Source organism: Chryseobacterium sp. R2ACT005, from assembly GCF_049949215.1.
Taxonomy (GTDB): Bacteria; Bacteroidota; Bacteroidia; order Flavobacteriales; family Weeksellaceae; genus Chryseobacterium.
Map to the genome: position 1 here is coordinate 664,738 of NZ_CP188192.1, position 23,417 is coordinate 688,154.

At 36.4% G+C, this 23,417-nt stretch carries 27 protein-coding genes and 1 riboswitch; of the genes, 16 read left to right on the forward strand and 11 right to left on the reverse strand.

Annotated features, from left to right (window positions below; translation table 11 throughout):
• Nucleotides 1-81: 81 nt before the first annotated feature.
• The 3 genes from ACPF63_RS03125 (at nt 82) to ACPF63_RS03135 (ending at nt 4,630) form a co-directional block, all read left to right on the forward strand.
• Nucleotides 82-1,392 carry a T9SS type A sorting domain-containing protein gene (locus tag ACPF63_RS03125; RefSeq protein WP_426481947.1) on the forward strand — a complete coding sequence of 437 codons (1,311 nt, stop codon included), beginning with the start codon at nt 82-84 and terminating at the stop codon, nt 1,390-1,392.
• Between the two features lie 126 nt (nt 1,393-1,518).
• Nucleotides 1,519-1,695: riboswitch (cobalamin riboswitch) on the forward strand.
• 32 nt (nt 1,696-1,727) lie between these two features.
• On the forward strand, nt 1,728-3,554 hold the full coding sequence (locus ACPF63_RS03130) for a TonB-dependent receptor plug domain-containing protein (RefSeq protein ID WP_426481948.1): 1,827 nt from the start codon (nt 1,728-1,730) through the stop codon (nt 3,552-3,554).
• 20 nt (nt 3,555-3,574) lie between these two features.
• Entirely contained in the window at nt 3,575-4,630 is a 1,056-nt protein-coding gene (locus ACPF63_RS03135; protein ID WP_426481949.1) for a YncE family protein, read from the forward strand.
• Between the two features lie 161 nt (nt 4,631-4,791).
• Here the strand turns inward: ACPF63_RS03135 and ACPF63_RS03140 are convergent, their stop codons facing one another.
• The 10 genes from ACPF63_RS03140 to ACPF63_RS03185 all read right to left on the reverse strand — a co-directional run bounded on the left by ACPF63_RS03140 (nt 4,792) and on the right by ACPF63_RS03185 (nt 12,144).
• Entirely contained in the window at nt 4,792-6,210 is a 1,419-nt protein-coding gene (locus ACPF63_RS03140) for a CCA tRNA nucleotidyltransferase (protein ID WP_077419332.1), read from the reverse strand.
• A gap of 37 nt (nt 6,211-6,247) precedes the next feature.
• Nucleotides 6,248-6,592, reverse strand: coding sequence for a nuclear transport factor 2 family protein (locus ACPF63_RS03145; protein ID WP_077419333.1), 345 nt, complete (start codon nt 6,590-6,592; stop codon nt 6,248-6,250).
• Between the two features lie 107 nt (nt 6,593-6,699).
• Nucleotides 6,700-7,248 carry an L-threonylcarbamoyladenylate synthase gene (locus ACPF63_RS03150; RefSeq protein WP_426481950.1) on the reverse strand — a complete coding sequence of 183 codons (549 nt, stop codon included), beginning with the start codon at nt 7,246-7,248 and terminating at the stop codon, nt 6,700-6,702.
• Between the two features lie 90 nt (nt 7,249-7,338).
• Nucleotides 7,339-7,935 carry a hypothetical protein gene (locus ACPF63_RS03155; RefSeq protein WP_426481951.1) on the reverse strand — a complete coding sequence of 199 codons (597 nt, stop codon included), beginning with the start codon at nt 7,933-7,935 and terminating at the stop codon, nt 7,339-7,341.
• Between the two features lie 6 nt (nt 7,936-7,941).
• The gene (locus ACPF63_RS03160; RefSeq protein WP_426481952.1) at nt 7,942-8,388 is read right to left on the reverse strand and encodes a hypothetical protein; all 447 of its coding nucleotides are present in this window, start codon (nt 8,386-8,388) and stop codon (nt 7,942-7,944) included.
• On the reverse strand, nt 8,379-8,891 hold the full coding sequence (locus ACPF63_RS03165) for a DinB family protein (RefSeq protein WP_426481953.1): 513 nt from the start codon (nt 8,889-8,891) through the stop codon (nt 8,379-8,381). Before ACPF63_RS03165 ends, ACPF63_RS03160 begins: the two co-directional genes overlap by 10 nt.
• Nucleotides 8,892-9,016: 125 nt before the next feature.
• The gene (locus tag ACPF63_RS03170) at nt 9,017-9,463 is read right to left on the reverse strand and encodes a GNAT family N-acetyltransferase (protein WP_077419336.1); all 447 of its coding nucleotides are present in this window, start codon (nt 9,461-9,463) and stop codon (nt 9,017-9,019) included.
• A gap of 69 nt (nt 9,464-9,532) precedes the next feature.
• Nucleotides 9,533-10,672 (reverse strand): cystathionine gamma-synthase, encoded by a 1,140-nt coding sequence (locus ACPF63_RS03175; RefSeq protein WP_142718526.1) that lies wholly within the window; start codon nt 10,670-10,672, stop codon nt 9,533-9,535.
• 132 nt (nt 10,673-10,804) lie between these two features.
• Nucleotides 10,805-11,128, reverse strand: coding sequence for a gliding motility protein GldC (gene gldC / locus ACPF63_RS03180; protein ID WP_426481954.1), 324 nt, complete (start codon nt 11,126-11,128; stop codon nt 10,805-10,807).
• A 29-nt stretch (nt 11,129-11,157) separates the two neighbouring features.
• Nucleotides 11,158-12,144 (reverse strand): gliding motility protein GldB, encoded by a 987-nt coding sequence (locus ACPF63_RS03185; RefSeq protein WP_426481955.1) that lies wholly within the window; start codon nt 12,142-12,144, stop codon nt 11,158-11,160.
• A gap of 52 nt (nt 12,145-12,196) precedes the next feature.
• Here ACPF63_RS03185 and ACPF63_RS03190 point away from each other — a divergent pair, with 52 nt between their 5' ends.
• The 6 genes from ACPF63_RS03190 to ACPF63_RS03215 all read left to right on the forward strand — a co-directional run bounded on the left by ACPF63_RS03190 (nt 12,197) and on the right by ACPF63_RS03215 (nt 15,823).
• The gene (locus tag ACPF63_RS03190) at nt 12,197-12,835 is read left to right on the forward strand and encodes a leucine-rich repeat domain-containing protein (protein ID WP_426481956.1); all 639 of its coding nucleotides are present in this window, start codon (nt 12,197-12,199) and stop codon (nt 12,833-12,835) included.
• 12 nt (nt 12,836-12,847) lie between these two features.
• Nucleotides 12,848-13,384, forward strand: coding sequence for a GNAT family N-acetyltransferase (locus ACPF63_RS03195; protein ID WP_426481957.1), 537 nt, complete (start codon nt 12,848-12,850; stop codon nt 13,382-13,384).
• Nucleotides 13,374-13,904 carry a GNAT family N-acetyltransferase gene (locus ACPF63_RS03200; RefSeq protein WP_426481958.1) on the forward strand — a complete coding sequence of 177 codons (531 nt, stop codon included), beginning with the start codon at nt 13,374-13,376 and terminating at the stop codon, nt 13,902-13,904. Before ACPF63_RS03195 ends, ACPF63_RS03200 begins: the two co-directional genes overlap by 11 nt.
• Before the next feature lie 13 nt (nt 13,905-13,917).
• Nucleotides 13,918-14,709: an NAD(+) synthase gene (gene nadE, locus ACPF63_RS03205; protein ID WP_426481959.1), complete on the forward strand. Its 792-nt coding sequence runs from the start codon at nt 13,918-13,920 to the stop codon at nt 14,707-14,709.
• Between the two features lie 90 nt (nt 14,710-14,799).
• A complete protein-coding gene (locus tag ACPF63_RS03210; protein WP_426481960.1) occupies nt 14,800-15,318 on the forward strand; it encodes a ribonuclease domain-containing protein in 519 nt (172 codons plus the stop codon).
• Between the two features lie 181 nt (nt 15,319-15,499).
• A complete protein-coding gene (locus ACPF63_RS03215; protein WP_426481961.1) occupies nt 15,500-15,823 on the forward strand; it encodes a barstar family protein in 324 nt (107 codons plus the stop codon).
• 172 nt (nt 15,824-15,995) lie between these two features.
• Here ACPF63_RS03215 and cdd read toward each other — a convergent pair whose 3' ends face one another.
• Nucleotides 15,996-16,478, reverse strand: coding sequence for a cytidine deaminase (gene cdd, locus ACPF63_RS03220; protein ID WP_426481962.1), 483 nt, complete (start codon nt 16,476-16,478; stop codon nt 15,996-15,998).
• Nucleotides 16,479-16,579: 101 nt separating this feature from the next.
• Here cdd and namA point away from each other — a divergent pair, with 101 nt between their 5' ends.
• From namA to ACPF63_RS03255, 7 genes are all read left to right on the forward strand, one after another.
• The gene (namA, locus tag ACPF63_RS03225; protein ID WP_426481963.1) at nt 16,580-17,632 is read left to right on the forward strand and encodes an NADPH dehydrogenase NamA; all 1,053 of its coding nucleotides are present in this window, start codon (nt 16,580-16,582) and stop codon (nt 17,630-17,632) included.
• 29 nt (nt 17,633-17,661) lie between these two features.
• Nucleotides 17,662-17,940 (forward strand): DUF2752 domain-containing protein, encoded by a 279-nt coding sequence (locus ACPF63_RS03230; protein WP_426481964.1) that lies wholly within the window; start codon nt 17,662-17,664, stop codon nt 17,938-17,940.
• A gap of 289 nt (nt 17,941-18,229) precedes the next feature.
• Nucleotides 18,230-18,634: a type VI secretion system tube protein TssD gene (tssD, locus tag ACPF63_RS03235; protein WP_077418161.1), complete on the forward strand. Its 405-nt coding sequence runs from the start codon at nt 18,230-18,232 to the stop codon at nt 18,632-18,634.
• Nucleotides 18,635-18,784: 150 nt separating this feature from the next.
• Complete coding sequence (locus ACPF63_RS03240) at nt 18,785-20,716, forward strand: type VI secretion system Vgr family protein (RefSeq protein ID WP_426481965.1); 1,932 nt, start codon at nt 18,785-18,787, stop codon at nt 20,714-20,716.
• Between the two features lies 1 nt (nt 20,717).
• On the forward strand, nt 20,718-20,888 hold the full coding sequence (locus ACPF63_RS03245) for a hypothetical protein (protein WP_156106421.1): 171 nt from the start codon (nt 20,718-20,720) through the stop codon (nt 20,886-20,888).
• 64 nt (nt 20,889-20,952) lie between these two features.
• A complete protein-coding gene (locus tag ACPF63_RS03250; RefSeq protein ID WP_426481966.1) occupies nt 20,953-21,930 on the forward strand; it encodes a DUF2931 family protein in 978 nt (325 codons plus the stop codon).
• Nucleotides 21,931-21,961: 31 nt separating this feature from the next.
• Nucleotides 21,962-23,377, forward strand: coding sequence for a phospholipase effector Tle1 domain-containing protein (locus ACPF63_RS03255; protein ID WP_426481967.1), 1,416 nt, complete (start codon nt 21,962-21,964; stop codon nt 23,375-23,377).
• The last annotated feature ends 40 nt before the right edge of the window (nt 23,378-23,417 follow it).

A 23,417-nucleotide genomic window follows, 5' to 3' on the forward strand; every position in this document is an offset into this window, starting at 1 on the left:
ATGAAAGTCTATTTCTTTGGATAGTGTAAATATTGTATTAATATTGTTTTCACCAATTCGGAACGCTAAATATAATAAAATATGAAAAAAATTTACAGAATGTCAATAAAAATATTGACGGCTTGTCTTTTTCTGAAATTTAGTTTTGCAGCAGCACAGCTTACAGTAATAGGGCTGGGAAATTATAATGTAGGTGCAGTTTCAGATAATGGAGTAGTAAGTATGCATACAAGTGCAGGAGGAGTATATAAATGGAATGCAGCAGGCGGACTTGTACAGATAGGTTCAATATCAAACGGATATCCGGCCGCAGGCAGAACGATTGTTTCAAACGATGGAACCAAAATATCATCTTCTGTTACAAATTCTGCAACAGGATTTAATGAAATATCAACTTATGACGTAGCTACTTCCACATGGGTAAACAGAGGAGGGCTGGTTCCTACCGGTTGGGACGGCAGTGTAAGTTCTACATGGGGAATGTCACCTAACGGAAATACTATTGTAGGGTTAGGATTTCTTACTGCTGCGAACGCACATGCTGTTAAATGGGATGAGGTAAACGGAATGGTTGACCTGGGAAGTATAGTTTCAGGACGCAGTTCCAGGGCAAATGCAATCAATGCGGCAGGAACCGTGATTGTAGGGTGGCAGGATGAGCCAACCGGAACAAGAAGCGGTGCAAAATGGCAGGATGGAGTAGAAAGTTTTATTACAGATAATAACGGGAATAATGTAGGAGAAGCAGGCGGAATTTCGGCTGACGGAAATACCATTATAGGATCTGCAAATCCTAATCCTTATGTTTGGAATGCTACAAGTGGGCTGACCTATATAACACATCCTAATGCTTCGTTCAATTTCAAAGGAGGAGCTACAGGAATTTCAGCTGATGGAACACGGGTTATTGGTTATTACAGAGCATTTGGAGCACCTCCAATGTCGGGAGAAGGTTTTATCTGGACTGCATCTGCCGGAAGAGTTAATCTGAATGATTATGCAGTATCCTTAGGAATTGCAACGAATGGAGTAACGATGGGACTTCCTCTGGCGATTTCACAAGACGGAAAGAAAATTGCCGGATCAGGGACGAATGCTTCAGGTCAAATAGTTGCTTTTTATCTGGATACTTCTGAATTCTTATCAGTAAATGATACCGTGAAAGAGAAAAACAGTGTTGGCATTTATCCTAATCCTGTAACTGATGTGCTTTATTTTAAAGGAACAGGAAAAATAGAAAAAGCAGAAATCTATAATATGGTTGGGCAAAGGGTGAAATCATTCAATACTGTGGAAGGACAAATTGATGTTTCATCTTTATCAAAAGGAGATTATATTCTGCAATACTCTGTGAAAGGAGAAAAACAAGCTTATAAATTCATTAAAAAATAACATATATAAATAGTAAAGTAGTGGGATGATGGCCGTTTTCAATTTTGAAAGCGGCTGTTTTTTATTTGCAAAAGTCTGAAATTTTTGATGTAAAAGCCGGTTTTTTGGCAAATACATATAAAAAACTATCTTTGCAAAAATTTTGGTTTCCAGTATTTTGGAATGAAAAGGGAATTGGGTGTAACTCCCATACTGTCCCCGCAACTGTAAATCGCAATAAAAGTTTCTGCAAACAGCCACTGTCTAAAACGGGAAGGAGCAGAATGCGAAAGTCAGGAGACCTGCCAACATTATAATCAAAAAACATATTGCTTTCGGAGGAAAAGTAAAAAAGTATGGATATAAAAAGATCTTTAGTACTGCTTTTTTCATCTTATGGCTGTTTTCTTTTTGGACAAGAGAAAACCATAGACACTATTTATGTCTTCGACAACCAGATGAATAGGGTGAAACTTTTTCATCCCGTAAAAATAATTTCGGCAGAAGAGGCCGAGAAAAACTCCAGTAATCTTTCAGAGCTCCTGAGATTTCAGTCACAGGTTTTTATCAAAGAAAATGGCCGTGGGGCTGTTTCTTCACCATCTTTCCGGGGTACTACCGCTCAGCAGACTGCATTTGTATGGAATGGGATTAATATCAACTCCAGTTTTTTAGGACAGGGAGATATCAATAATATTGCTTTGTTTGGCTATGATCAGATCGGTATAAAAGCCGGCGGTGGAAGTGTAGTCTATGGAAGTGGTGCCATTGGGGGAAGTATTCACCTGAATAATACCCTTGATTTTAATAAAGGTTTCCATGGTTCTTTATTTTCTGAGGTGGCTTCCTTTAATACCTATAATAATTTTGTAAAAGGTTCTTACAGCAATGATAAGTTCAGTTTTAAAGCTTCCGGAAATTATTCTGTAAGTGAAAACAATTATGAGGTAAGCGATCTGAATTACATCAACAGAAATGGAAATTACTATAATACCACATTCAATGCAGGTGCATCCTATAAAATAACCAACGATCATAAAATTTCGTGGCAAAGCCAGTTTTTCGATTCTTCACAGCATTATCCTGTGTATGAAGAAACGGGAACAAAAACAAAATATAAAACTCAAAGTATAAGAAGCCTTCTTTCCTGGGACTGGAATAAAACTAAGTTCGGCAACTCTTTTAAAGCGGCCTATACAGAAGAAAACTTTCAGTATTTCGGTTCGTTAAACCAGCCTAAATCAAGTGGGGGAACAGGGAAAAACTATATCTTTAAAAATGATTTCAATTATTTTCTGAATTCTAAGTGGAATTTTAATCTTATCGGAGAATTTCAGATCAATAAAGGTGAAGGATATCAGAGCGGAATATCCAGTGTCAGTAGAAATATTGGCTCTGTTTCCGGGTTGCTGAGGTATTTTGCTACTAAAGACCTGCGTTTTGAGGGTGGATTTAAGAAAGATTTTGTGGAAGATGTGAAGTCTCCGTTTATGTATTCATTCTCCGGAAAATGGAGTGCCGCAAAATGGTATGATGTAAGCGTTAACGTGTCAAAAAACTTCAGATATCCGTCATTTAATGATATTTATTATGAGCCGGGAGGAAATAAAGATCTGAGACCGGAAACGTCTACCCAGTTTGATATGGTGAATGAGTTCAGAGTAGGAGATTTCAGACTTACTTTGTCTCCTTATTATATGAACATTACAGATCTTATTGTATGGCTGCCTACTGCTTTGGGGTATTGGCAGGCATTTAATGTCAATAAATCTGAATCTTACGGATTGGAATCTCAATTGTCTTTCAGCAAACAATTGGGAAATCATAAAATCCGGGCTAATGCCGGGTACTATTATGCAAAATCTATTGATAAGGAAACGAAAATGCAAAGACCTTATGTTCCCATGCACAGAGGAATGGCCAATGTAGATTATGAATACGGTTTCTTTAAGTTTTTTGCACAGGGACTGGTGAATGGCGTTACTTACACTACAAGTGATGAAAAAAGATCAGAAGCAATAGATCCTTATTTTCTTTTAAATATGGGAGTTTCAGCAACACTGGCAAAAAAGTATACTTTAGGATTTAAAGTGAATAATCTAACGAATACTTATTATAAAACGGTTTCTTTTTATCCTTTACCGAAAAGAAATTATAGTGTGTATGCGACAATAAATTTTTAAAAAATTAAATTGAATAAATTATGAAAATAACTAAACTTTTAACTGTATTATTTGCAGTGGTTTTATTGTTTAACATGTCTTCATGTACAAGTGACTCTGCTGAGTTTGAAATGTCTCCGATCACTTACCAGAACGGATATTTTATCTCTAATGAAGGTAACTTCAACAGCCAGGGGGCTAAAGTAACATTTCTTACAAGAGATTTAAGCCTGAAGCAGGACGATGTATATGGTTATAACAACAGTAAAGAAATCTTAGGTGACGTTCTTCAGACCATTGGTCTTGACGGAAATAAGGCTTATCTTGTGATAAACAACTCGAACAAAATTGTTGTAGTAGACCGTTATACATTTAAGAAATTAGCAGTCATTTCAGATCAGCTTGATAATCCAAGAGGAATTACTTTTGCGAATGGATTTATTTATGTTGCCAACACCAATTTCATTGCTCATACTCAAAGTGTAACGAAATATAAAGCTTCTGATTATTCATTTGTAAGTAAAATCAACATGGCTGATGTTTCTGATAAAACAGTAGAAGCAGGAGGAAATGTTTTCGTACAGAATGCTTCATCAGGATTTGGAAATAAGATTACGTATATCAATACTTCCAACGATAGCAAAACTGAAATTTCCATTCCGAATGGTCAGATTGGAAACACTGTATCTTACAAATCCAATGTTTACACAATTTCTTCAACAGCTACAGATTCTTATATCTACAAGATTACGAGCGCAGGAATTATAACACCGGTAATTACTTTGACAGGAATTCCAAATGCTACAAATCTTCAGATTGATAACGATAAGTTCTATTTCAGCTCTGTCAATAAAGTATATACAACAAGCTTAGCTACACCAACAGTTCCTGCAAGTCCGTTATTAACAGCAGCGGATGGTGGACCTTATTATACGCTTTATGGATTTAATGTTATTGATGGAAGAATCTTTGCATCAGACGTTAAGAAGTTTACAGAAGAAAGTGAAATGGTAATATATTCAGCAGCTACAGGGAGCAAGATGGGATCCATTAAAACTGGAGGTCTTGGTGCTAACGGTACTTACCTGAATCCATAATACTTCACAGTATATAAAAAAATAATTTTTTATTTTTCATCATTTGTGTTTTTTTCCGGCCGGTTTCAAAAGAAACCGGCCGGCTTTGTTTTCCTTGTGAAAATAAAAAAACCGGCGGGATGGAACATCCCGCCGGGCTTTTATATTAGCTATAGATTGAATTAGATTGTTAATCCCAGTTTTTCCGCCTCAGCAATCACAAATTTTGTGGCTTCCTCTTTTTCATTTGGAATTTCACCTTCCAGAATGGCTTCTTTCACTTTCTCTTTCAAAATACCAATTTCACGGCCTGGCTTAAGATTAAACATTTGCATAATCTCTTCACCAGTAATAGGCGGCTGGAAGTTTCTTACCTGATCTTTTTCTTCCACTTCTTTGATCTTCACCGCTACATATTCAAAGTTTCTTTTGAACTTTTCCTGTTTCTTGGAGTTTTTAGTTGTAATGTCAGCTTTACAAAGGGTAAAAAGATCTTCAAGGTTTTCACCGGCATCAAATAAAAGTCTTCTCAATGCAGCATCTGAAGCATCATCAGTGATCAGGGCAATAGGTCGCGATGAAAGCTTTACCATTTTCTGAACATATTTCATATCACTTCCCAAAGGTAATTTCAATCTCTGGAAAAGGTTTTTTACCATTTTTGAACCTAAAAATTCATGTCCGTGAAAAGTCCATCCTGTTCCTTCTACAAACTTTTTTGTAGGAGCTTTACCAATATCATGGAGTAAGGCAGACCAACGAAGCCAAAGATTATCCGTATTCACAGAAATGTTATCTACAACTTCTAAAGTATGGTAAAAGTTATCCTTGTGGGTTTGTCCTTCCACTTCTTCCACTCCTTTCAGTTCGATCAGCTCTGGAATAATCAGCTTCATAAGACCGGTTTGCTCCATGAGCCTCAATCCGACAGACGGTTTTTCAGAAAGCATAATCTTGTTGAATTCTACCATGATTCTTTCCATAGAAACAATCTTGATTCTTTCCGCTTCCTGCTGGATAGCCTGCAGAGAGTTTTCCTCAATTTTAAAATTTAAAGTTGAAGCAAAACGTACCGCTCTCATCATTCTCAACGGATCATCAGAATAGGTTTGAGCCGGTTCCAAAGGAGTTCTTAAAATTCCATTCTCAAGATCTTCAACTCCATTGAACGGATCAATCAGTTCTCCGAAATTATCTTTATTTAAAGAAATAGCCATCGCATTGATGGTGAAATCCCTTCTTTTCTGGTCATCTTCAAGGCTCCCACCTTCTACTTCCGGTTTTCGGCTGTTTTCGGTATAGCTTTCCTTTCTTGCTCCCACAAATTCAAGATCAAGTTCTTTATACTTAATCATTGCTGTTCCATAAGTTTTGAATACGGAAACCTTTAATTTAGGATCTATATCCTGAGCTACATTTTGAGCAAGCTCTATACCACTTTGTTCCGTTACAAAGTCTATATCTGTAGAAGCTTTTCTGTTCATCAGAAGGTCACGTACATAACCACCCACAATATACACGGACTGGTTATTCCTTTCTGCTGCTTCAGAAATTATTTTAAAAAGTTTTAAATTCTTATTTTGATTAAGATTAATTTTCATCGTTAATAATAGTGACAATTTCTACGCATGTAACCCATTAATCATAATGAGCATACATTTTATTAATTTTTCCATCTTCATTAAAAAACATGACTTCAACAGCATGTTTATCCATTATCGACTTATAAAATAATGCTGCTGAATCTACTCCCGCTGTAGAATGAATAAGATCAAAATGGAGATTTGGGAATTTTTCCAATGCCTTTCTCCAATATTCACGGACAGCTTCTTTTCCCTTCAAAGAGCTTTCTTTACCGCCTGTAGCCATCGCAATCATGGGAGTTGTAATCTCAATATCATCCGAATAATGGGTAAGAATAGTCTCTAAATCATGAGAATTCCATGCATTAACCCACATTTGAGCAAATTCCTGATGATTCATAGCAAATAATTTATGAGTTGAGTTTGCAAAGATAGAATTAAAAAAAAGAAATCCTGCCGATATGAACTGACAAGACTCTAAAAAATAAACAAAAAGGTTCAGAATTTCTATTCCCGAAGAACCTTTATTCTGTTGTCACTCCATATTTTGATCACCGAAGAACCAGCGTATTTTGAAACTTTTTCTCTGTCTTCTTCCACTGCATAATCTACAAGGCTGATCATCTCCTCAGAAATATCAGAGAATTTCAATGGACTTTTCTCGCCACTAAAATTGGCAGAGGTAGATACCAAAGGTTTATTCAGTTTTGTAATCAGTTTTTTGCAGAAATCATTTTTTACAAGACGTATTCCGATGCTTCCATCCTCCGCAAGAAGTTCTTTGGGTAAACCTCTTGGATTTTCATAAACGATCGTTACAGGTTTTTCACTAAGATCAATAATGTCCCATGCCATTTCAGGAACATCCACCAGATCCTGAAGTCTTTTTTCAGATTCTACAAGAATGATCATAGATTTGTTTTTCTCACGCTTTTTGATGTCAAAAATCTTATTGACAGCTTCTATATTGGTGGCATCACAACCAATTCCCCAAATAGTATCTGTAGGGTAAAGAATTGTTCCGCCGGATTTTAATATTTCGATAATATGTTCCATAATTGTATGTGAATTCAAAGAGTGGATAAAGGTAGAAAATATAAGGATTTTGGGCAAACGATCAGTACGTAAATGATCAATTTATAAAGATTATAATCCGTGAAAAAAAGAATTAAAATAAGTTTCACGTTTTATAGGTTCACTATATTTCGACTGAAGTATTTTTTTGAAATCACTTTTCGTTAAATGTTGAGAAAGCAATACCGTGAAATTCGATCTTGATCCTTCCTTAATTAAAGTATAAAGAATAGCATTATCTTTAAAGAAAATAATTGTAGTTTGTTCATAATCTTTGCCCAAGCTATAAATGTCACTTGGTTCATTAAGGAAAATCAGATTTCCTGAAATCTTTGAAATTCTGTAATGATATCTTTTTCCATATTCAATGATTCTCTTTTTTGCTTCTTCTTTATGAATATTAAATGTAATTTGTTTTAAATGTTTCTCTGTAAATTTACAGTATATTATATATAAGCTAGAGAGCAATAAACAGATAAGGATAAAATATTCTAGGCTGTTATTAAGAGAAGGAGTTACTTCTTTTAAAAAGAATAAAGAAATCCCTGCTAATACTGAAAATCCAAAATAGATTGAAATAGTATCAAACTTATCATATGAACTTTCTTCAAAAACTAATTTTTTAGATTGAATACTTTCAGTAATTTTTAAATTTTTTAAAGACCTCATTTGGAATTAAGCGGGTATTTCATTTTCGTTAAATTTAGATTTTATAATTAAATAAAACGAACCAAGAACTAAAAATAAAATAGAAGCTATCCACAAAAAATAACCCATTTCTAAACTGTATATTTTGCCCATTCTTCCGTTTTCAGCAGCTAAAATTTCCTTCCAGAAAAAAAATGATCCAGCAGTTAAAAAAGATACTAAACCAAATATTAAAGAGAGTAAAGGAGATTTTTTATAACAAAATAAAGCTGAAATAAAAAACCACCCATTGGCTGTCCATATTAGAAGCTCAAATATTCCACCACCCAAAAAACTAATAGGACCTAAGAGAAATACTTCAAATGATTTATAATCTTTGATCTCTCCCATATCTTCAACTTTAAAAGCAATAAGACAAAGAGAGAGTACAAAAATCAGTATACTAATGAGTAAAATTCGTTTTCCTACATCCATCCCAACTTCGATAAATACCTTTCCTCAATAATATTCAGGTGGTGGTAATTATGTCCTACGATCAGCTTTCCGATGGTTTCCACAGAAATTTCATGGCCATTGGCTGTACCTGTATTTTGTAAGGCGGAAGGCGTAAGCGTTTCTAATAGAATCTGGGAAGACTTTCTCACCAGCTTGTATTCTTCCAGAAGAGATTCCAGTGTTCTTTCATTGGCGAAAGACTGATCGGCATATTCATTTTCATCAAACCCTGGAAGATTGTTTTTTTCGCCTCTTGCGAAAGCTAATATCCTGTATTGGAAAACTCTTTCAGTATCCGATAAATGGAGTAGAAGTCCTTTTAATGTCCATTTTCCTTCTGCATAAGCAAAATGAGACTGCTCTTCGGTAAGATTAGAATAAATTCCTATGGTTTTATCAGTTGATATCTGCAGTTCGTTTAGCCAGTTCCCTGATGGAACCTGATCTAAATATCTTTGAATGTATTTTTGAAAATCGGTCATATTATTTTTTTGTTTTTATAAGTTGTTTTTGAGGTACGGAGTACGAGTTCCGAGATATTGGTATAAGGACAGAGCTATTTTTGAATATTTTATAAATTAACCATTTTACAAAAATTACTCATTACTCATGAATTGCTCCACTCGTAGAAGTTCACAGAGTCATACAATTCAAATCCGCAGGCTGGATACAGCTGATTCCCGATATCATTGCTTTTTCCTGTTTCTAAAAGGATACCACATGCTTTTGATGAACGGCAGTGCTCCTTGGATTCTTCAATTAATTCTTTAGAATAGCCCTTTCCTCTATGGTTTTCATTCACGTAGAGATCATTCAGCAGCCAGTAGCGCTGCATTCTTGTAGATGAGAATATAGGGTATAATTGTACGAAACCTGTAAGTTTACCATTTTCTTCTGCAACAAAAATTTCAGAATCTTTATTTTCAAGTCTTTCCTGAAGAAAACTTGTCGCGGCAGAAATATCTGAGGTCTTGTGATAGAATATTCTGTACTGATCAAATAGTTCAGCAAGTTGAGGCAAGTCGGAAATGACTGCTTTTCTTGTGTTTTTCATATGATTGGTTGGTGGTTATAATAAAATGAGAAGGATTGATTAACCCTTCTCATTTTAGTTTATAGTATGTTAAGAAAAAGCTTTCTCAAGATCTGCAATAAGATCTTCTGCATCTTCAATACCTACGCTTAAACGAACAAGATCATCAGTGATCCCCAGTTCAGCACGTTTTTCTGCCGGGATTGAAGCATGGGTCATCAGAGCAGGGTGGTTAGCCAGAGATTCTACTCCTCCTAAAGATTCTGCAAGGGTGAATACTCTTACTTTCTCTAAGAATTTAATCGCATCTTCTTTCTTTCCGGATTTGAAAGTGAATGAAACCATTCCTCCTGCTTCCTTCATCTGAGATTTTGCCAATTCATACTGAGGGTGAGATTCTAATCCCGGATAAATTACTTTATCTACAGCAGGATGATTTTCAAGATACTTGGCTACTGCAAGTCCGTTGTCAGAATGTCTCTGCATTCTTAATGCCAGTGTTTTGATCCCTCTCAGTACAAGGTAAGAATCATGAGGTCCTAAAATACCACCACTTGCAAACTGAATAAAGTGAAGTTTTTCTCCCAGTTCAGCATCTTTAGCGATAAGCGCTCCCGCAATCACATCAGAGTGTCCACCCAGATATTTGGTGGCAGAGTGCATCACAATATCAGCACCCAGATCAATAGGTCTCTGGATATAAGGCGTTGCAAAGGTATTGTCTACTGCTACTAAAATATCTTTTCCTTTCGCAATATCTACAACCGCTTTGATGTCTACCAATTTCATCAAAGGGTTGGTAGGTGTTTCTACCCAGATCAGTTTCGTTTTATCAGTGATAACATCAGCAATTTTAGAAACATCATCGAAATTCACGAAAGTAAACTTCAGCTGATATTTTTCGAAAAGTCTTGTAAACATTCTGTAAGTACCACCATAAAGATCATCTACAGCAATGACTTCATCACCTGGGTTTAATAATTTCAAAACACAGTCGATGGCAGCAAGACCAGAACCGAAAGCTAAACCTCTCGCTCCATTTTCAATACTTGCCAAAGAATCTTCCAATGCCTGTCTTGTGGGGTTGGCAGCTCTTGAATATTCATATCCGGAATGTACTCCAGGGCTTTTTTGTGCAAACGTAGAGGTCAAAAATACAGGAACATTTACAGAACCTGTTGCAGACTCGTGGTGCTGCCCTCCGTGAATTACTTTTGTATTAAAATTCATAATTTTTTGCTTTAGGCTTGAGCATTAAGCAATAGAATATATTACTTGAGCCCATTGTTTTTTATTAAATTTGCTCTAGCTGAATACAAAAAGCTTACCGCTTACTGTCTCCGGCTTATCACAATTGTTTTTTTACTTAATAGCAGATTTCACAGCAAACTCTTCGGCAACTTCTTCCATCCACTGTGCTACATCCTCTTCACCCGTTGCTCTCTGATAAGTGCTTCCTAAAGATATTAAAATCTGGTGGATAAACATCTTCATTTGGTCTACAGGCATTTCTTTAGTCCAAAGATCAATTCTTAATGCCTCTCTTGTTTTATCATCCCATACAGAAATCATCGTTGCTTTAGTATCTTGCTTATCAATACCTCCATCCTGAGCGTTCCATGTAATATTTTCAGGTATATGATTTTCATCAAGCTCTACATCTATCGTAATCTGAGTCTTTCTCATTTTTCTATTTTTTCTAAATTCTAAATTTTCTATTGTTTAAGTTTCGGTTTATAACCGGATTCATTAAAAATGGTCGTTGCATCCATTTTCAGGAAAGCGGTAAGTTTTGTTTCAGGCTTTTCCTTAAGGTATGCCTTACAGATCTGCCATCCTGTAAAAATTCCGATTTGTGGTGAAGATTCATTGTCAATCTCCGTATAAAATTTTGAGAATGGTCCGGGCGATATGAAACGCTCTCCCAATCTTGGATCATCACCGAAAATCAGGTTGCTTTCTACAAAATAATTCCAGATGTTGGCTTCATTAGCTGTTGCCCATTCATATTGCTTGTTGGTATAATTCATTTTCAGATAATCAGGAACATCAGGAAGAAAAGCGTCCTGAAGAATCATTACTTTTCCATTCAGAACGATCTGATCAATGAATTTCTGATGATCAGGAGATTCCGTTACAATATTTTCAGCAAAAAGCTGTGAAACCTTAGGAACGATATTCTGCGGATTCATTGATTTTTGAAAATAAAGTTCCAGTCCTTTATAATTAGGATTTCCATCTCCCATAAAACCGGTAATATCTATAAACAGTAGATTTCCTTTCTGATCATAAAATATCGGATCCTGAATCATCTGTAACGCAGATGAAAATAAATATACTTTGGGGCTTTTAAATTGAGGAAAGTAATATTTAATATGTGAAAATAAACTCTTCAGCTCCGTTTGTAATGTAGCCTGATTGATCTTTCCTATCGCTTCCTTGTAGATTTTGATCTCTTCAGCATCCATTCTTCTCTTTTCAAAATCTGCATCCGAAACACTTCCCTGAAACCATGGAAACTGAGTTTTAAACTGTTCCAGCGGAACATTCGGATTGTAAAATTCTTTGGAGATATCTGTTACATCAACTTTTTCGGCAGTTTCTTTAACTTCTACCTTCCATCGATTTTCAGCTTCTTTTTTGCAGGAAACAAGTCCGGCAGCTAAAATAGAAGAAAGCGCAATATATCTAAAAATCTTCATTATTTTTACATGGAATTTAAGTTTACAAAAATAAGGATTAAATACACAATTCATGATGAAAATTAAAATAATTACAACCCTTTGCCTTATTTTGGGACTTTCTTTTTTCTATGGACAAAAGCTGGAATTTAAAGATAAAAACTTTGAAAAAGCTGTACTTGAAAATTTTGATCTGAATAAAAACGGAATACTTGAACTCATGGAAGCTGGGACGGTTACGAATCTGTTCCTTGTTCAGAAAGGAATTACTTCAACGGAAGATCTGCACTTTTTTAAAAATGTGAAAATGATTATCCTGGATGATAATGTGATTCCTAATATTGTACTCAACAACTTAGATCAACTGGAATTGTTTTCCTGTACAGGATGTAAAATATCTTCATTCAAAGCAGAAAACCTGAAAAATGTAAGTTCTTTATATCTGGACAATAATCTGTTGGAAGGTGTTTCGCTGAATGGAATTCCAAAAATTGACCAATTAACATTATCTTTAAATCAATTAAAAACAGTTGACCTTACGCAGTTCAAAGTATTAAGGAAACTGAATGTAGAACATAATAAGCTTCAAAAAATTGATATTTCCGGGAATCCGGCTTTACAAACCCTCAATGTAATGGGAAATAAAATAAAAGAAACAGACATCAAAAAAGGTACAAAAACAGACGTAACTATTTTTGGTGCTGAAGAATAAAAACTAATGAGTATGAAAATAGAAACAGAGCGACTGATATTAAGAAAGCTTGAAGACACGGATGTTGAACGTATGTTTCTTTTGGATTCTAATCCGGAAGTCATGAAATATATTGGAGTGCCAGTATTGACAGATATCAATGAATCCCGTAATGTTATCAGCATGATTCAGAAACAATATGAAGAAAATGGAGTAGGAAGACTGGGAGTAGTGGAGAAAGAAAGCGGTCTTCTGATAGGTTGGAGCGGATTAAAATTATTGACCCATGAAACCAATGGCTACAAAAATGTATTGGAGCTGGGATATCGTTTTTTGCCGGAATCATGGGGAAAAGGATATGCTGTGGAAGCCGGAATAGCTTCTCTGAATTATGGTTTTAATGACCTGAATGCTGAGGTTATTTATGCCTATGCTCATTCTGAACATGAGGTTTCAAATCATATTTTAAGAAAATTAGGATTCGAAAAAACCAGTGAATTTAAAGAACCGGACGGAATCTGTTTCTGGTACGAACTGAAACGTGAAAAATATAAAAGTAATGACCATTAGAAAAGAAGAAGAAAAAGACCATGAAAAAGTTTTCTATCTTGTAGAGGAAGCTTTCAGGGATATGGAACACAGCGATCATCAGGAACAGGTTCTTGTTGAAAAATTAAGATTGTCCAGTGCTTTTATTCCGGAATTGTCATTAGTGGCAGAAGATGGGAATGGTGAAATTGCAGGACATATTCTGTTCACAAAAATTATAATTGAAGGTGATGGAGAATCTTTCCAATCTCTTGCACTGGCTCCTGTTTCTGTAAAACCTGAATTTCAAAATCAGGGAATCGGAGGAAAATTGATTGTGCAGGGACATCATATTGCCAAGGAATTGGGATATGAATCTGTAATATTAATCGGACATGAAAATTATTATCCACGCTTTGGTTACAAAAAAACAAGTAATTTTGGGATCTCATTTCCATTTGATATTCCGGAAGAAAACGGAATGGCTTTAGAATTGGTAAAAGACGGATTAAAAGATAAAAAAGGAGTGGTGAAATACCCTCAGGAATTTGGAATAGACTAAAAAAATATAAACAATGCAGACACAAAAAGTGATAGATCATATTGTAAACTGGTTAAAAGATTATGCGACAAATGCCAAAGTAAACGGATATGTAATTGGAGTTTCAGGAGGAGTAGATTCCGGAGTTGTTTCTACATTAGCAGCAATGACAGGCATGAAAACATTACTGATCGGAATGCCAATCCGCCAGAAAGCTGATCAGGTAGATCGTGCACAGGATCATATGAATGACCTTAAATCCAGATTTCCCAATGTAGAAACAATATCTGTAGATCTGACCCCGGCCTTTGAAGAGATCTATAAAACCTTTCATGTAAATGATGAGGTGTATCCCAATGAGAATTTGACCTTTGCCAACACAAGAGCACGTCTTAGAATGCTTACCCTTTACTATTACGGACAGCTGAACGGGCTTCTGGTTTGTGGAACAGGAAACAAAGTAGAAGATTTCGGAATTGGTTTCTATACAAAATATGGCGATGGTGGAGTAGATGTTTCTCCCATTGCAGACCTTTATAAAACTGAAGTATATGAACTTGCCAAAGAACTGAATCTGATCAAGAGTATTCAGGAAGCAATTCCTACCGATGGACTTTGGGATACGGAAAGAACAGATGAGCAGCAGATTGGTGCTACTTATCAGGAACTGGAAAAAATCCAGAAGGAATACGGAACAAAAACGGCTGATGACTACGAAGGAAGAGATAAGGAAGTGTTCCAGATCTTCGACAGAATGCATAAAGCGGCCAAACATAAAATAGACCCTATTCCGGTTTGTGATATTCCTGAAGAGTGGAGAGCATAAGAAAATGTACCAGTTCAGCAATGTAATCATTTACTGCTAAATGATTACATTGCCTGATGGGTAAATTGTCACATTAATACAACTATTGTTATGAACGGTAAAATAAGATCCCTATTTTTTATATGCCTGGGACTCCTTTTCGGGATGGCTGTAATGTATGTTTACAGGAACTTTATTGAAGATAAGAAAGATCATGCAGGTTCTATAAAAAAGGAAACAGTGAGCTATGGCAGTACTTCCCCGGATGGAGCATCCAATAATGGAAATTCATCAGCTCAGGTATCTATTGATCAGCTGACAGAAGAAAAGACGGTGATCAGCTACGTGAAACAGAATCATCAACTCCCGGATTATTATATCACTAAAAATGAAGCCAGAAAGCAAGGATGGAATCCTTCCCAGGGAAACCTTTGTGACGTACTTCCGGGAAAAGCGATTGGCGGAGATAAATTCGGAAACAGAGAAGGACGTTTGCCAGATGGAGAAAGATATTTTGAAGCCGATGTAAACTATCATTGTGGCGGAAGAAATGCTGACCGTATCATTTATACCCAAAATGGAGACGTATACCTTACCAAAAACCATTATAAGAGCTTTGAGAAGCAATAACTGTATATAACAAATAGTCACTTCGTTCCTCGCAATGACCAGTGTATAATTTGCATTTAAATTATTATAAATATTAATTTTGAAAAATATTTACACAGAGATAGATTTCTAATCAAGAAACGGATTTCTGCAAAAAATGCAAAACTTTTTTAATCAATAAAAATTGGAAATTTAGTTCAATATGAAGACAGTATATATAGATTTTACAGACATAGGTGACTATGAGGATTTTTACGCTCAGTTAAAGGAAAAAATTAAGCTTCCTGAACATTTTGGCGATAATCTTGATGCACTGTCTGACACCATCACCGGAGAAATAGAAATGCCCCTCCATCTGGAATTCGTAAACATGACCGTAGATCAGCTTGAGATTTTTGAAGACCTGCTGACTACTCTTGAAGATGCCGAAGAGGAAGTGGAAGACTTCAGCTTTAGCTACTATCTGGAGCAGTATGAAGACGATGGGGATGAAGATGAAGACGTAGAATCTGAAGACGAAGAATAGAAAAAAAACAAGACTGTTTCAAATTACGAAACAGTCTTTTTTATGCTGAAATGTGAAGTTCGTTTTCTTTTATCACACCGTGTCAAGGTTTTAAACCTTGACACGGTGTAGAAATTTCTTTAAATTTATCAGAGATAAAATCTTTGTGCCTTTCTACACAATACACTAATTATTACAAAAATGAAGAATCAAAATAAAATGGCAGCAGATCCTTCACTGCCTGCACTTTTACAACCTCTTCATTCATACTGGAGAAATAAAGGTCAATATCTTCGTTTTGTTTGGTTTCATACTCTATCAAACTTTGGCGGCACGCTCCACAAGGAGGAATCGGAGGATTTTTTTCATGAAATTCTTTAGGACCTCCTACCACAAAGATCTTTTTTATTTTCACATTTGGAAAATTGGCGGCTACCCAAAAAACAGTAGTTCTTTCTGCACAGAGTCCGGACGGGTAGGCTGCATTTTCCTGATTGTTCCCGGAGTAGATTTCTCCGTTTTCCAATAATACAGAACATCCTACTAAAAACTGGGAGTAAGGTGCATAAGCATTCTCACGGGCCTCCTTGGCTCTTTCAAATAATGTATTTTCTATATCGCTCAGTTCACTGCTATTTTTAAAATATTCGTAACTGATCTGTAGGTCTTTTTTCATATATTGTCAACTAAAAAAGGGGGGTAAAATTAGTTCTTTTTAATGAGGTGGGCAACATTTTATTCTTCCGTTAAAAAGTTCAATTTTTTTAAAAAGATACCATGTTATATACACCAATAAAATTCAGGAATGTAGAGTTAAAAAACAGATGGGTAATGTCTCCCATGTGCATGTATTCATGTGAAAACGGAGAAGCCAATGACTTCCATTTCGTACACTACGGAAGCAGATCACAAGGGGGGACAGGTCTATTGATTGTAGAGGCTACGGGAGTAGAACCTAAAGGAAGGATTACCAATCACTGTATGGGAATCTGGAATGATGAGCAGGCAGGAAAATTACAAAGGATTGTGGAGTTTGTTCATAAAAACTCTGAAAGCAGAATAGGAATCCAGCTGGCTCATGCCGGAAGGAAAGGTTCTACATGGAATAACCTGCAGATTTCTATTGAAGAAGGCTGGGAAACCGTTGCACCAAGCCCTATTCCGTATCATCCGACGGAAAGAATTCCGCATACGCTCACTACAGATGAGGTAAAGGAGCAGGTTCAGAATTTTAAAAAAGCAGCAAGAAGAGCTGTAGAAGCTGGTTTTGACGTTATTGAAATTCATGGGGCACACGGATATCTGATCCATCAGTTTTTGTCACCACTTTCCAATATCAGAACAGACGAATATGGAGGAAGTTTTGAAAACAGAATCAGGTTTTTGATTGAGATTGTAGATGCTGTTAATAAAGAACTGAATGAAAATACAGCCCTTTTTGTAAGAATTTCCGGAACGGAATATGCTGAGAACGGCTGGGACATCCAGAGCAGTGTAGAGCTGGCAAAAATTTTAAAAGAACATGCTGTAGACCTTGTTGATGTATCCAGCGGAGGCAATATCCATGGCGCGAAAATTTCGGTTTTCGATGGCTATCAGGTTCCTTTTTCATCACAGGTGAGAAATGAAGCCGGTGTAAAGACAGGAGCAGTAGGATTGATAACCAAAGTGGAGCAGGCTGAGGAAATCCTTCAGAAAGGTGATGCCGACCTTGTTTTTGTGGCAAGAGAAATTCTTAGAAATCCATATATTGCCGTTCAGGGGTCTTTTGAGATGAAAGAAGACTGCTTTTTTCCACATCAGTATACCAGAGCCAAAATCTCTTCTTAATTACAGAAATAGTTTACAAAACCACAATAATGGATATCGAAGACTTCATGCTTACCTGCCCCAGCAAAAAATTCCTTGGAGTGGAATGCCTGGGATGTGGTGCCCAGAGAGCCATTATATTGGTGTTTGAAGGAAAGTTTTCTGAAGCTTTTCACATGTATCCTGCCGTATATACCTTATTGTTGTTTTTTTTTACTCTGGGCCTGAGTTTTATCGATAAAAAAAGAAAATACAGCAATGTTTTGATGGGTCTGGTAATCATTAATCTTATTATTATGGTAATTGGGTATGGGTATAAACATTATTGATGTCAGAAGAAAATTGCTAAATAATTGATATTGAATAAAGTGATTGTTTTTGGTTTTCTTTGTAAGTAGGATTATAAAGGGTTTTGTAGAAAAATTTCAATGAAAAACAAGGTAATTTAGTTTAAAATTCTAAAATTGATTTTTAATTCAAAAATTTGATAAATGTCGTAGAACTACTACAATTTATGAAACAGTGCCATAAAAACTTTTTAAATTAGAACATGAAGTCTATCTTTGTTATATAAATCCTATATCTGGGAACAGTTGTTAATGATTAAAATTTAAGAATATGGCAGGAAATTCAAGAGGAATCTTAAAATTCAATGGAGGAGAAGGTCAAAAGTTATTAAAGCTTAACTACAGCGTATCAAGATCTACAGACATATCAGGACGTGTAGCATCTGATCCGTCAAACGCATTGATTAAAGTAACTATTGAAGCAACAGAAAAATCTGATGTTTTAGAAAGTTTGCTGAACAGTAAATATAAACCTACAAGCGGAGAAATAAACTTCAATAAATCTCACGAAGAAGGAACGCTGATCTCTTTGAAATGGGAAAACGGATATGTTATCCAGCATGAAGTAGACTTTGATGCAATAGACAGTAACAATATGCTGATCAGCTTTGTAGTAAGTGCTGAAAGCATTACATATGGAAACTCATCTTATGACGGACTTTGGCCAATGAGCTAGGTCTTTCATGAGTAAAAGATAAAAGACTGTCCTTAAATAAGACGGTCTTTTTTTACCTTAGACTATATTCAGTGGGAGCTTTTGTTTTTATTTTTAAATTCCCGTCCTGTTGAATAAACGGTTAGAAAATTAATCAAATCACTAAAAAATATGTCAAATACACCTGGAAAATCACAAGCGACGTCTTTTCGTCCTACGCAGAATGCAGATGGTATTTCCGAAAACCATCATACAGGTATCAACCGTTTGGTAAAACTTTCTCTTGTCATAGAAGGGAAGATTATCAAGTATTATAAGCATTTTAAGCTTAAACAAAGCACCAGAAGACACCACGAATTTACGCTGACACTGGCACATGATACCCTGGGAGACAGACAGACCCATTCATTGGAAGAAGCCAATAAGTTCCTTGGAAAAAGACTTACAGCTGTTATTTCCTATAAAGATATAGATAACAGTCCTGAAAGAACCTTTGTAGGAGTGATTACCGGAGTAGGATTCAGCCAGGAACAAATGAGCCTAGGAAACATTGTGCTTACCGGATACAGTCCTACCATTCTCCTTGACGGAGCACCACATATCCAGAGTTTTGGAGGTGCGCAGTCTGTAAATGTAGGAATCATTGCAGAAGAAGTGATTAAACAGGGAATTGACAAAAGCCGTTTTGATATCAGGGTAGATGCGAATAACTTTTCCCAGATCATCTACAGCAGCCAGTATGATGAAACCCATTACAACTATCTGGCAAGAATGGCTGAAGCTTATGGTGAACAGTTCTACTATGACGGTGAAGTCTTACACTTCGGAAAACTTCCTGCTCAGAACAAGCCCATAACCCTTACCTACGGAAGCAGTGCCAATGATATAAAAGTGGAATTGAAAGCGGTACATACCAAACCACAATTTTACGGTTACAACAGTAATAAAAATGAAAGACTGACTTCCGGTTCAACCCCGATCAAACATGTGAGTGATCTGGCAAAAACAGCATACAGTCATAACGAATCTATTTATAAAACCCCGGCTTTACAGATGGCTCCCATCAAAGCTACCACACATCTTGACGTTGAATACTCTCAGAAAAGTGCATCAGGAAGCGAAGCTGTCAACGTTTTTTCCGTTTCAGGAAATACAACAGTTCCTTTCCTGCATCCAGGATGTGTAGCAGATGTACAGATGCGTAAACAGGACTCTAATGAAACTTCTTATTTCACCAGAATCATGATTACAGAAGCAGAACATGAAATTGACACAATAGGTCATTACAATGGAAGCTTCATAGGGATAGCAGCAGACACAGGCTTTCTTCCAAAACCGGAATATACCCTTCCAAAAGCTGAACCACAGACTGCAACGGTAATTTCCAATACAGATCCCGAAGGACAGGGAAGAATACAGGTGAGATTTGACTGGCAGACCAATGATACCACTCACTTTATCCGTATGATGAGCCCTGATGCAGGGGGAACAGACCAGATTACCCAAAACCGCGGATATGTAGCTATTCCGGAAGTGGGAGATCAGGTGATGGTTAATTTTGTTCACAGCCATCCGGACAGACCCTTCGTAATGGGAGGAATGTTCCATGGAGGAATCGCTTTAGGAGGTGGTGTAAACAATCATCTGAAATCTATCCAAACCAGAAGTGGAATCAGAATTTTAATGAATGATGAAGAAGGTAGTGTAACCATTCTGGATCCGAGTGGCAATACTTATTTCATGGACGGACAGGGCAATATCAGTATGAAAGCACCTAAAAACTTTACTTTAAATGCTGGTGACAATATCAATATCACAGCAGGAAAAGAAATTTCAATAGGAGCTGGAGCAAGTATTACCAGTACTGCAAATGACAATATTGTTTCTATAGCAGGAAAAGATATGAAACTTACGGCTTCAGGAGACATTACGGAAGCTTCCGATACCCGAACAGAAATGATTGAAAAAGAATTCAAGAGACAATCTGAAACATCCAATGAAATAGCAGGTGAAATTTCTATGTTCAGCGAACTGGAAAATATGACCATGCAGAGTGGAAAGATAGTAGAATTCAACAGTGCTGAAAAATCAAAACTTTTCTGATATGGCCATCATAAAAACAGCAACCAATCTGCGCATAACAGTAAAAGATTCCTATCACCTGAGTGTAGGAAAAAAGGTTGAAAAAATAGCAAAGAAAATCAATGTGGAAGCACACAGAGATAATCTGGTTTTAGCGAGTAACAAGAAGATTATGTCCCATGGTCATAAGTAAATATAACATACTGATTCTTTTTATAGTATGCTGTTTCTCATTAACGAATTGTCAGAATAAAAAAATGGAAGAAAAATACAGTTGGCTGGGAACCGTTTCTGCCCCACAGGAATATCCAATGGAAGTGTATGAAGGAGCTATTGTGGCTGATGATTTCACCTACAGTTTTGATGCGATCTGGGGAACACAGAATACAGGATGGGGAAAAGAAGGAGGAACGATGAACGTAACCACCGAAAGAATGAATGCTCCCCATGAGCTGGAGTTCACATGGTACTCGTTGGTAGAAAAAAAATTCTATACCGGAAAATGGAATCTGGACAAAGAAAAGATAAAAAGCCTTTTTGATGAAGGATTTGTAGATCAGGATACGAAAAAAAAATCTACATACAACTCATTTGTCGTAGGATTAGCTCCACAGGGCAGAGTGGTGATTTGGATGAAGGGTGCTGGTAACCAGAGAGAAATAGGTGCTTTCCAGGCTCACGATACTGTTATTACCAAAGAAAAAGCATATGATAATGCTCAGTATATGCTGAAAGAAGGTTTTGCAGACAGAATGCTGAAAGATCCTTCTTACAAGACATTCAAGCCGGAAATTCGTGAGAAAATTGAAAAAGAAGGATATCCTGCAGCGGACATCTATACAACCTACAGAGAAAAATACAACTGGAAACCTTCAGTAGTTCTTCCTGAAGGAGCAGTATGGATAGATTTTGGTTTTACCAATTATAACGGAGAACAGGAAAATCTTTTTGATCAGAGTTTGAAAGATAATACCTATAAAAGCAGAGCGGTACCAAGATTCTGTGGTTTTTACTGGAAAGATAAAAACAACAACAGGTATGCAGTATGGATAGACGCTTTTGATGATAAAGAAATATTTGATTTGTTTCAGAAATTAGGGAAGGATAAAAACATTAATCTTACCATTAAAGTCAATGAAGACAATACAAATGTTTTGGTATCCTTAGAATCTGAAAAAGAAAAACTGGCCATTACCAAAGCAAAAATAAGGGTATCCCGAAAGATAGAATCATAGCGTTCACTCAGTCAATTTAAAAACAAGAACTATGCACAACAATCAATTTGGAAGTTATACACCATCTGTATCCAAAGAGGAAGTACTGGATATTACCATTGGGATTTTTTTTGACGGAACCCTGAATAATAAAACCAATACAGACGAAAGAAAGAGGGAGACTGATGCCCATAAAAAACATGGTGGTAAATCTACAGACAATACCAGTTACAACAATGACTGGAGTAATGTAGCCCGTATGTGGGATAACTATGATAAAAACTTTGGAATCTATATAGAAGGCATCGGTACTCAGGATAAAGAAGGAGATGCTACGTTGGGATATGCTTTTGGAACAGGAGAAACCGGGATCAGATCGAAGGTAAGAAAAGGCTGCGAAGAAATTGTAAAAAAGGTAAAAACCATTAAAGCAGAAAAGAAAGCTGATAAAATTGCTGTGCTTACTTTTGATGTTTTCGGATTCAGCCGTGGGGCTGCTGCTGCCCGTAATTTTGTATACGAAATTGGAAAAACAAAATATAAAGCCACCTCACGTACAGTTGCCAACGAAGCCGTTTCCGTTACTACTTATTCAGACGACGATGGAAAAGGGGTAGCTTCAGAAGAACTTCCAAAATGGGGACATTTAGGCCTTAAACTTGAAGAAGCAGGATTAAAAGTAGATGTTTTAAAAGTAAGATTCCTGGGAATTTACGATACCGTTTCTTCCTATTCAAAATACCTGTCACCAGTACCTAATTTCAGCAATGACGTTGAAGAACTGAGCCTGAATGATATCGGAAAAGCACAGACAGTAGTTCACTTTACTGCAGAAGATGAACACAGGGAAAATTTTGACCTTACGAGAGTACATATCGGAACTGAAAAAACATTCCCCGGGGTACACTGTGATGTAGGTGGAGCTTACGAAAACGGACAGGAAACGTGGGAAGAAGTTGAAACTTCATGGACTACCAGTACCAAATTAAAAGCATTAAAAACAGAGCTTGAAAATGAAGGTTGGTATCATAAAGATGAGCTCACCATTACCCCCGGATTCTATTTGTCACTAAGAGGAACACGCAAGCTGCTGAAGACATACAGCTACATTCCTTTGCATTTTATGGCGGAATATGGCATTGATAAAAATCTCCCTATAACCATAAAGAAACTGACAGACGATAAATATTCTATTTTGGATGATCAGTTTTTAATAGGAATAAAAGACCGTCTCAGAACTTACGTGATGGGAGATGGCAAGCCTTACTCTTTCAAACATTATAAAGCCCTGCGGGATGCCTATGGAGGAAACGAAATCCCGGAAAACCGTCAGACAGCTTATCAGACAGAAGTAAAGGAACAGGATGATTTAAGAAAACTTCGCCATGAATATCTTCACTGGTCAGCAAGAAGAGAAGGTATTGGTATGGATCCAAGACCTAACAGAACAAGGGTTATTCATTTTTAATAAAATAAAATATAAAGAAAGAAATTGAAGCAGGAACATT

Coding starts and splice junctions, on each gene's coding strand:
- ACPF63_RS03200 (WP_426481958.1), top strand. CDS start 13,374: ATGACCATTAGAAAAGAAGAAGAAAAAGACCATGAAAAAGTTTTCTAT.
- ACPF63_RS03125 (WP_426481947.1), top strand. CDS start 82: ATGAAAAAAATTTACAGAATGTCAATAAAAATATTGACGGCTTGTCTT.
- ACPF63_RS03250 (WP_426481966.1), top strand. CDS start 20,953: ATGGAAGAAAAATACAGTTGGCTGGGAACCGTTTCTGCCCCACAGGAA.
- ACPF63_RS03240 (WP_426481965.1), top strand. CDS start 18,785: ATGTCAAATACACCTGGAAAATCACAAGCGACGTCTTTTCGTCCTACG.
- ACPF63_RS03140 (WP_077419332.1), bottom strand. CDS start 6,210: ATGAAAATTAATCTTAATCAAAATAAGAATTTAAAACTTTTTAAAATA.
- ACPF63_RS03130 (WP_426481948.1), top strand. CDS start 1,728: ATGGATATAAAAAGATCTTTAGTACTGCTTTTTTCATCTTATGGCTGT.
- ACPF63_RS03170 (WP_077419336.1), bottom strand. CDS start 9,463: ATGAAAAACACAAGAAAAGCAGTCATTTCCGACTTGCCTCAACTTGCT.
- ACPF63_RS03195 (WP_426481957.1), top strand. CDS start 12,848: ATGAAAATAGAAACAGAGCGACTGATATTAAGAAAGCTTGAAGACACG.
- ACPF63_RS03255 (WP_426481967.1), top strand. CDS start 21,962: ATGCACAACAATCAATTTGGAAGTTATACACCATCTGTATCCAAAGAG.
- ACPF63_RS03230 (WP_426481964.1), top strand. CDS start 17,662: ATGGATATCGAAGACTTCATGCTTACCTGCCCCAGCAAAAAATTCCTT.
- ACPF63_RS03175 (WP_142718526.1), bottom strand. CDS start 10,672: ATGAATTTTAATACAAAAGTAATTCACGGAGGGCAGCACCACGAGTCT.
- ACPF63_RS03145 (WP_077419333.1), bottom strand. CDS start 6,592: ATGAATCATCAGGAATTTGCTCAAATGTGGGTTAATGCATGGAATTCT.
- ACPF63_RS03210 (WP_426481960.1), top strand. CDS start 14,800: ATGAACGGTAAAATAAGATCCCTATTTTTTATATGCCTGGGACTCCTT.
- ACPF63_RS03245 (WP_156106421.1), top strand. CDS start 20,718: ATGGCCATCATAAAAACAGCAACCAATCTGCGCATAACAGTAAAAGAT.
- ACPF63_RS03165 (WP_426481953.1), bottom strand. CDS start 8,891: ATGACCGATTTTCAAAAATACATTCAAAGATATTTAGATCAGGTTCCA.
- ACPF63_RS03190 (WP_426481956.1), top strand. CDS start 12,197: ATGATGAAAATTAAAATAATTACAACCCTTTGCCTTATTTTGGGACTT.
- nadE (WP_426481959.1), top strand. CDS start 13,918: ATGCAGACACAAAAAGTGATAGATCATATTGTAAACTGGTTAAAAGAT.
- ACPF63_RS03150 (WP_426481950.1), bottom strand. CDS start 7,248: ATGGAACATATTATCGAAATATTAAAATCCGGCGGAACAATTCTTTAC.
- namA (WP_426481963.1), top strand. CDS start 16,580: ATGTTATATACACCAATAAAATTCAGGAATGTAGAGTTAAAAAACAGA.
- gldC (WP_426481954.1), bottom strand. CDS start 11,128: ATGAGAAAGACTCAGATTACGATAGATGTAGAGCTTGATGAAAATCAT.
- ACPF63_RS03160 (WP_426481952.1), bottom strand. CDS start 8,388: ATGGATGTAGGAAAACGAATTTTACTCATTAGTATACTGATTTTTGTA.
- ACPF63_RS03155 (WP_426481951.1), bottom strand. CDS start 7,935: ATGAGGTCTTTAAAAAATTTAAAAATTACTGAAAGTATTCAATCTAAA.
- ACPF63_RS03215 (WP_426481961.1), top strand. CDS start 15,500: ATGAAGACAGTATATATAGATTTTACAGACATAGGTGACTATGAGGAT.
- ACPF63_RS03185 (WP_426481955.1), bottom strand. CDS start 12,144: ATGAAGATTTTTAGATATATTGCGCTTTCTTCTATTTTAGCTGCCGGA.
- cdd (WP_426481962.1), bottom strand. CDS start 16,478: ATGAAAAAAGACCTACAGATCAGTTACGAATATTTTAAAAATAGCAGT.
- ACPF63_RS03135 (WP_426481949.1), top strand. CDS start 3,575: ATGAAAATAACTAAACTTTTAACTGTATTATTTGCAGTGGTTTTATTG.
- tssD (WP_077418161.1), top strand. CDS start 18,230: ATGGCAGGAAATTCAAGAGGAATCTTAAAATTCAATGGAGGAGAAGGT.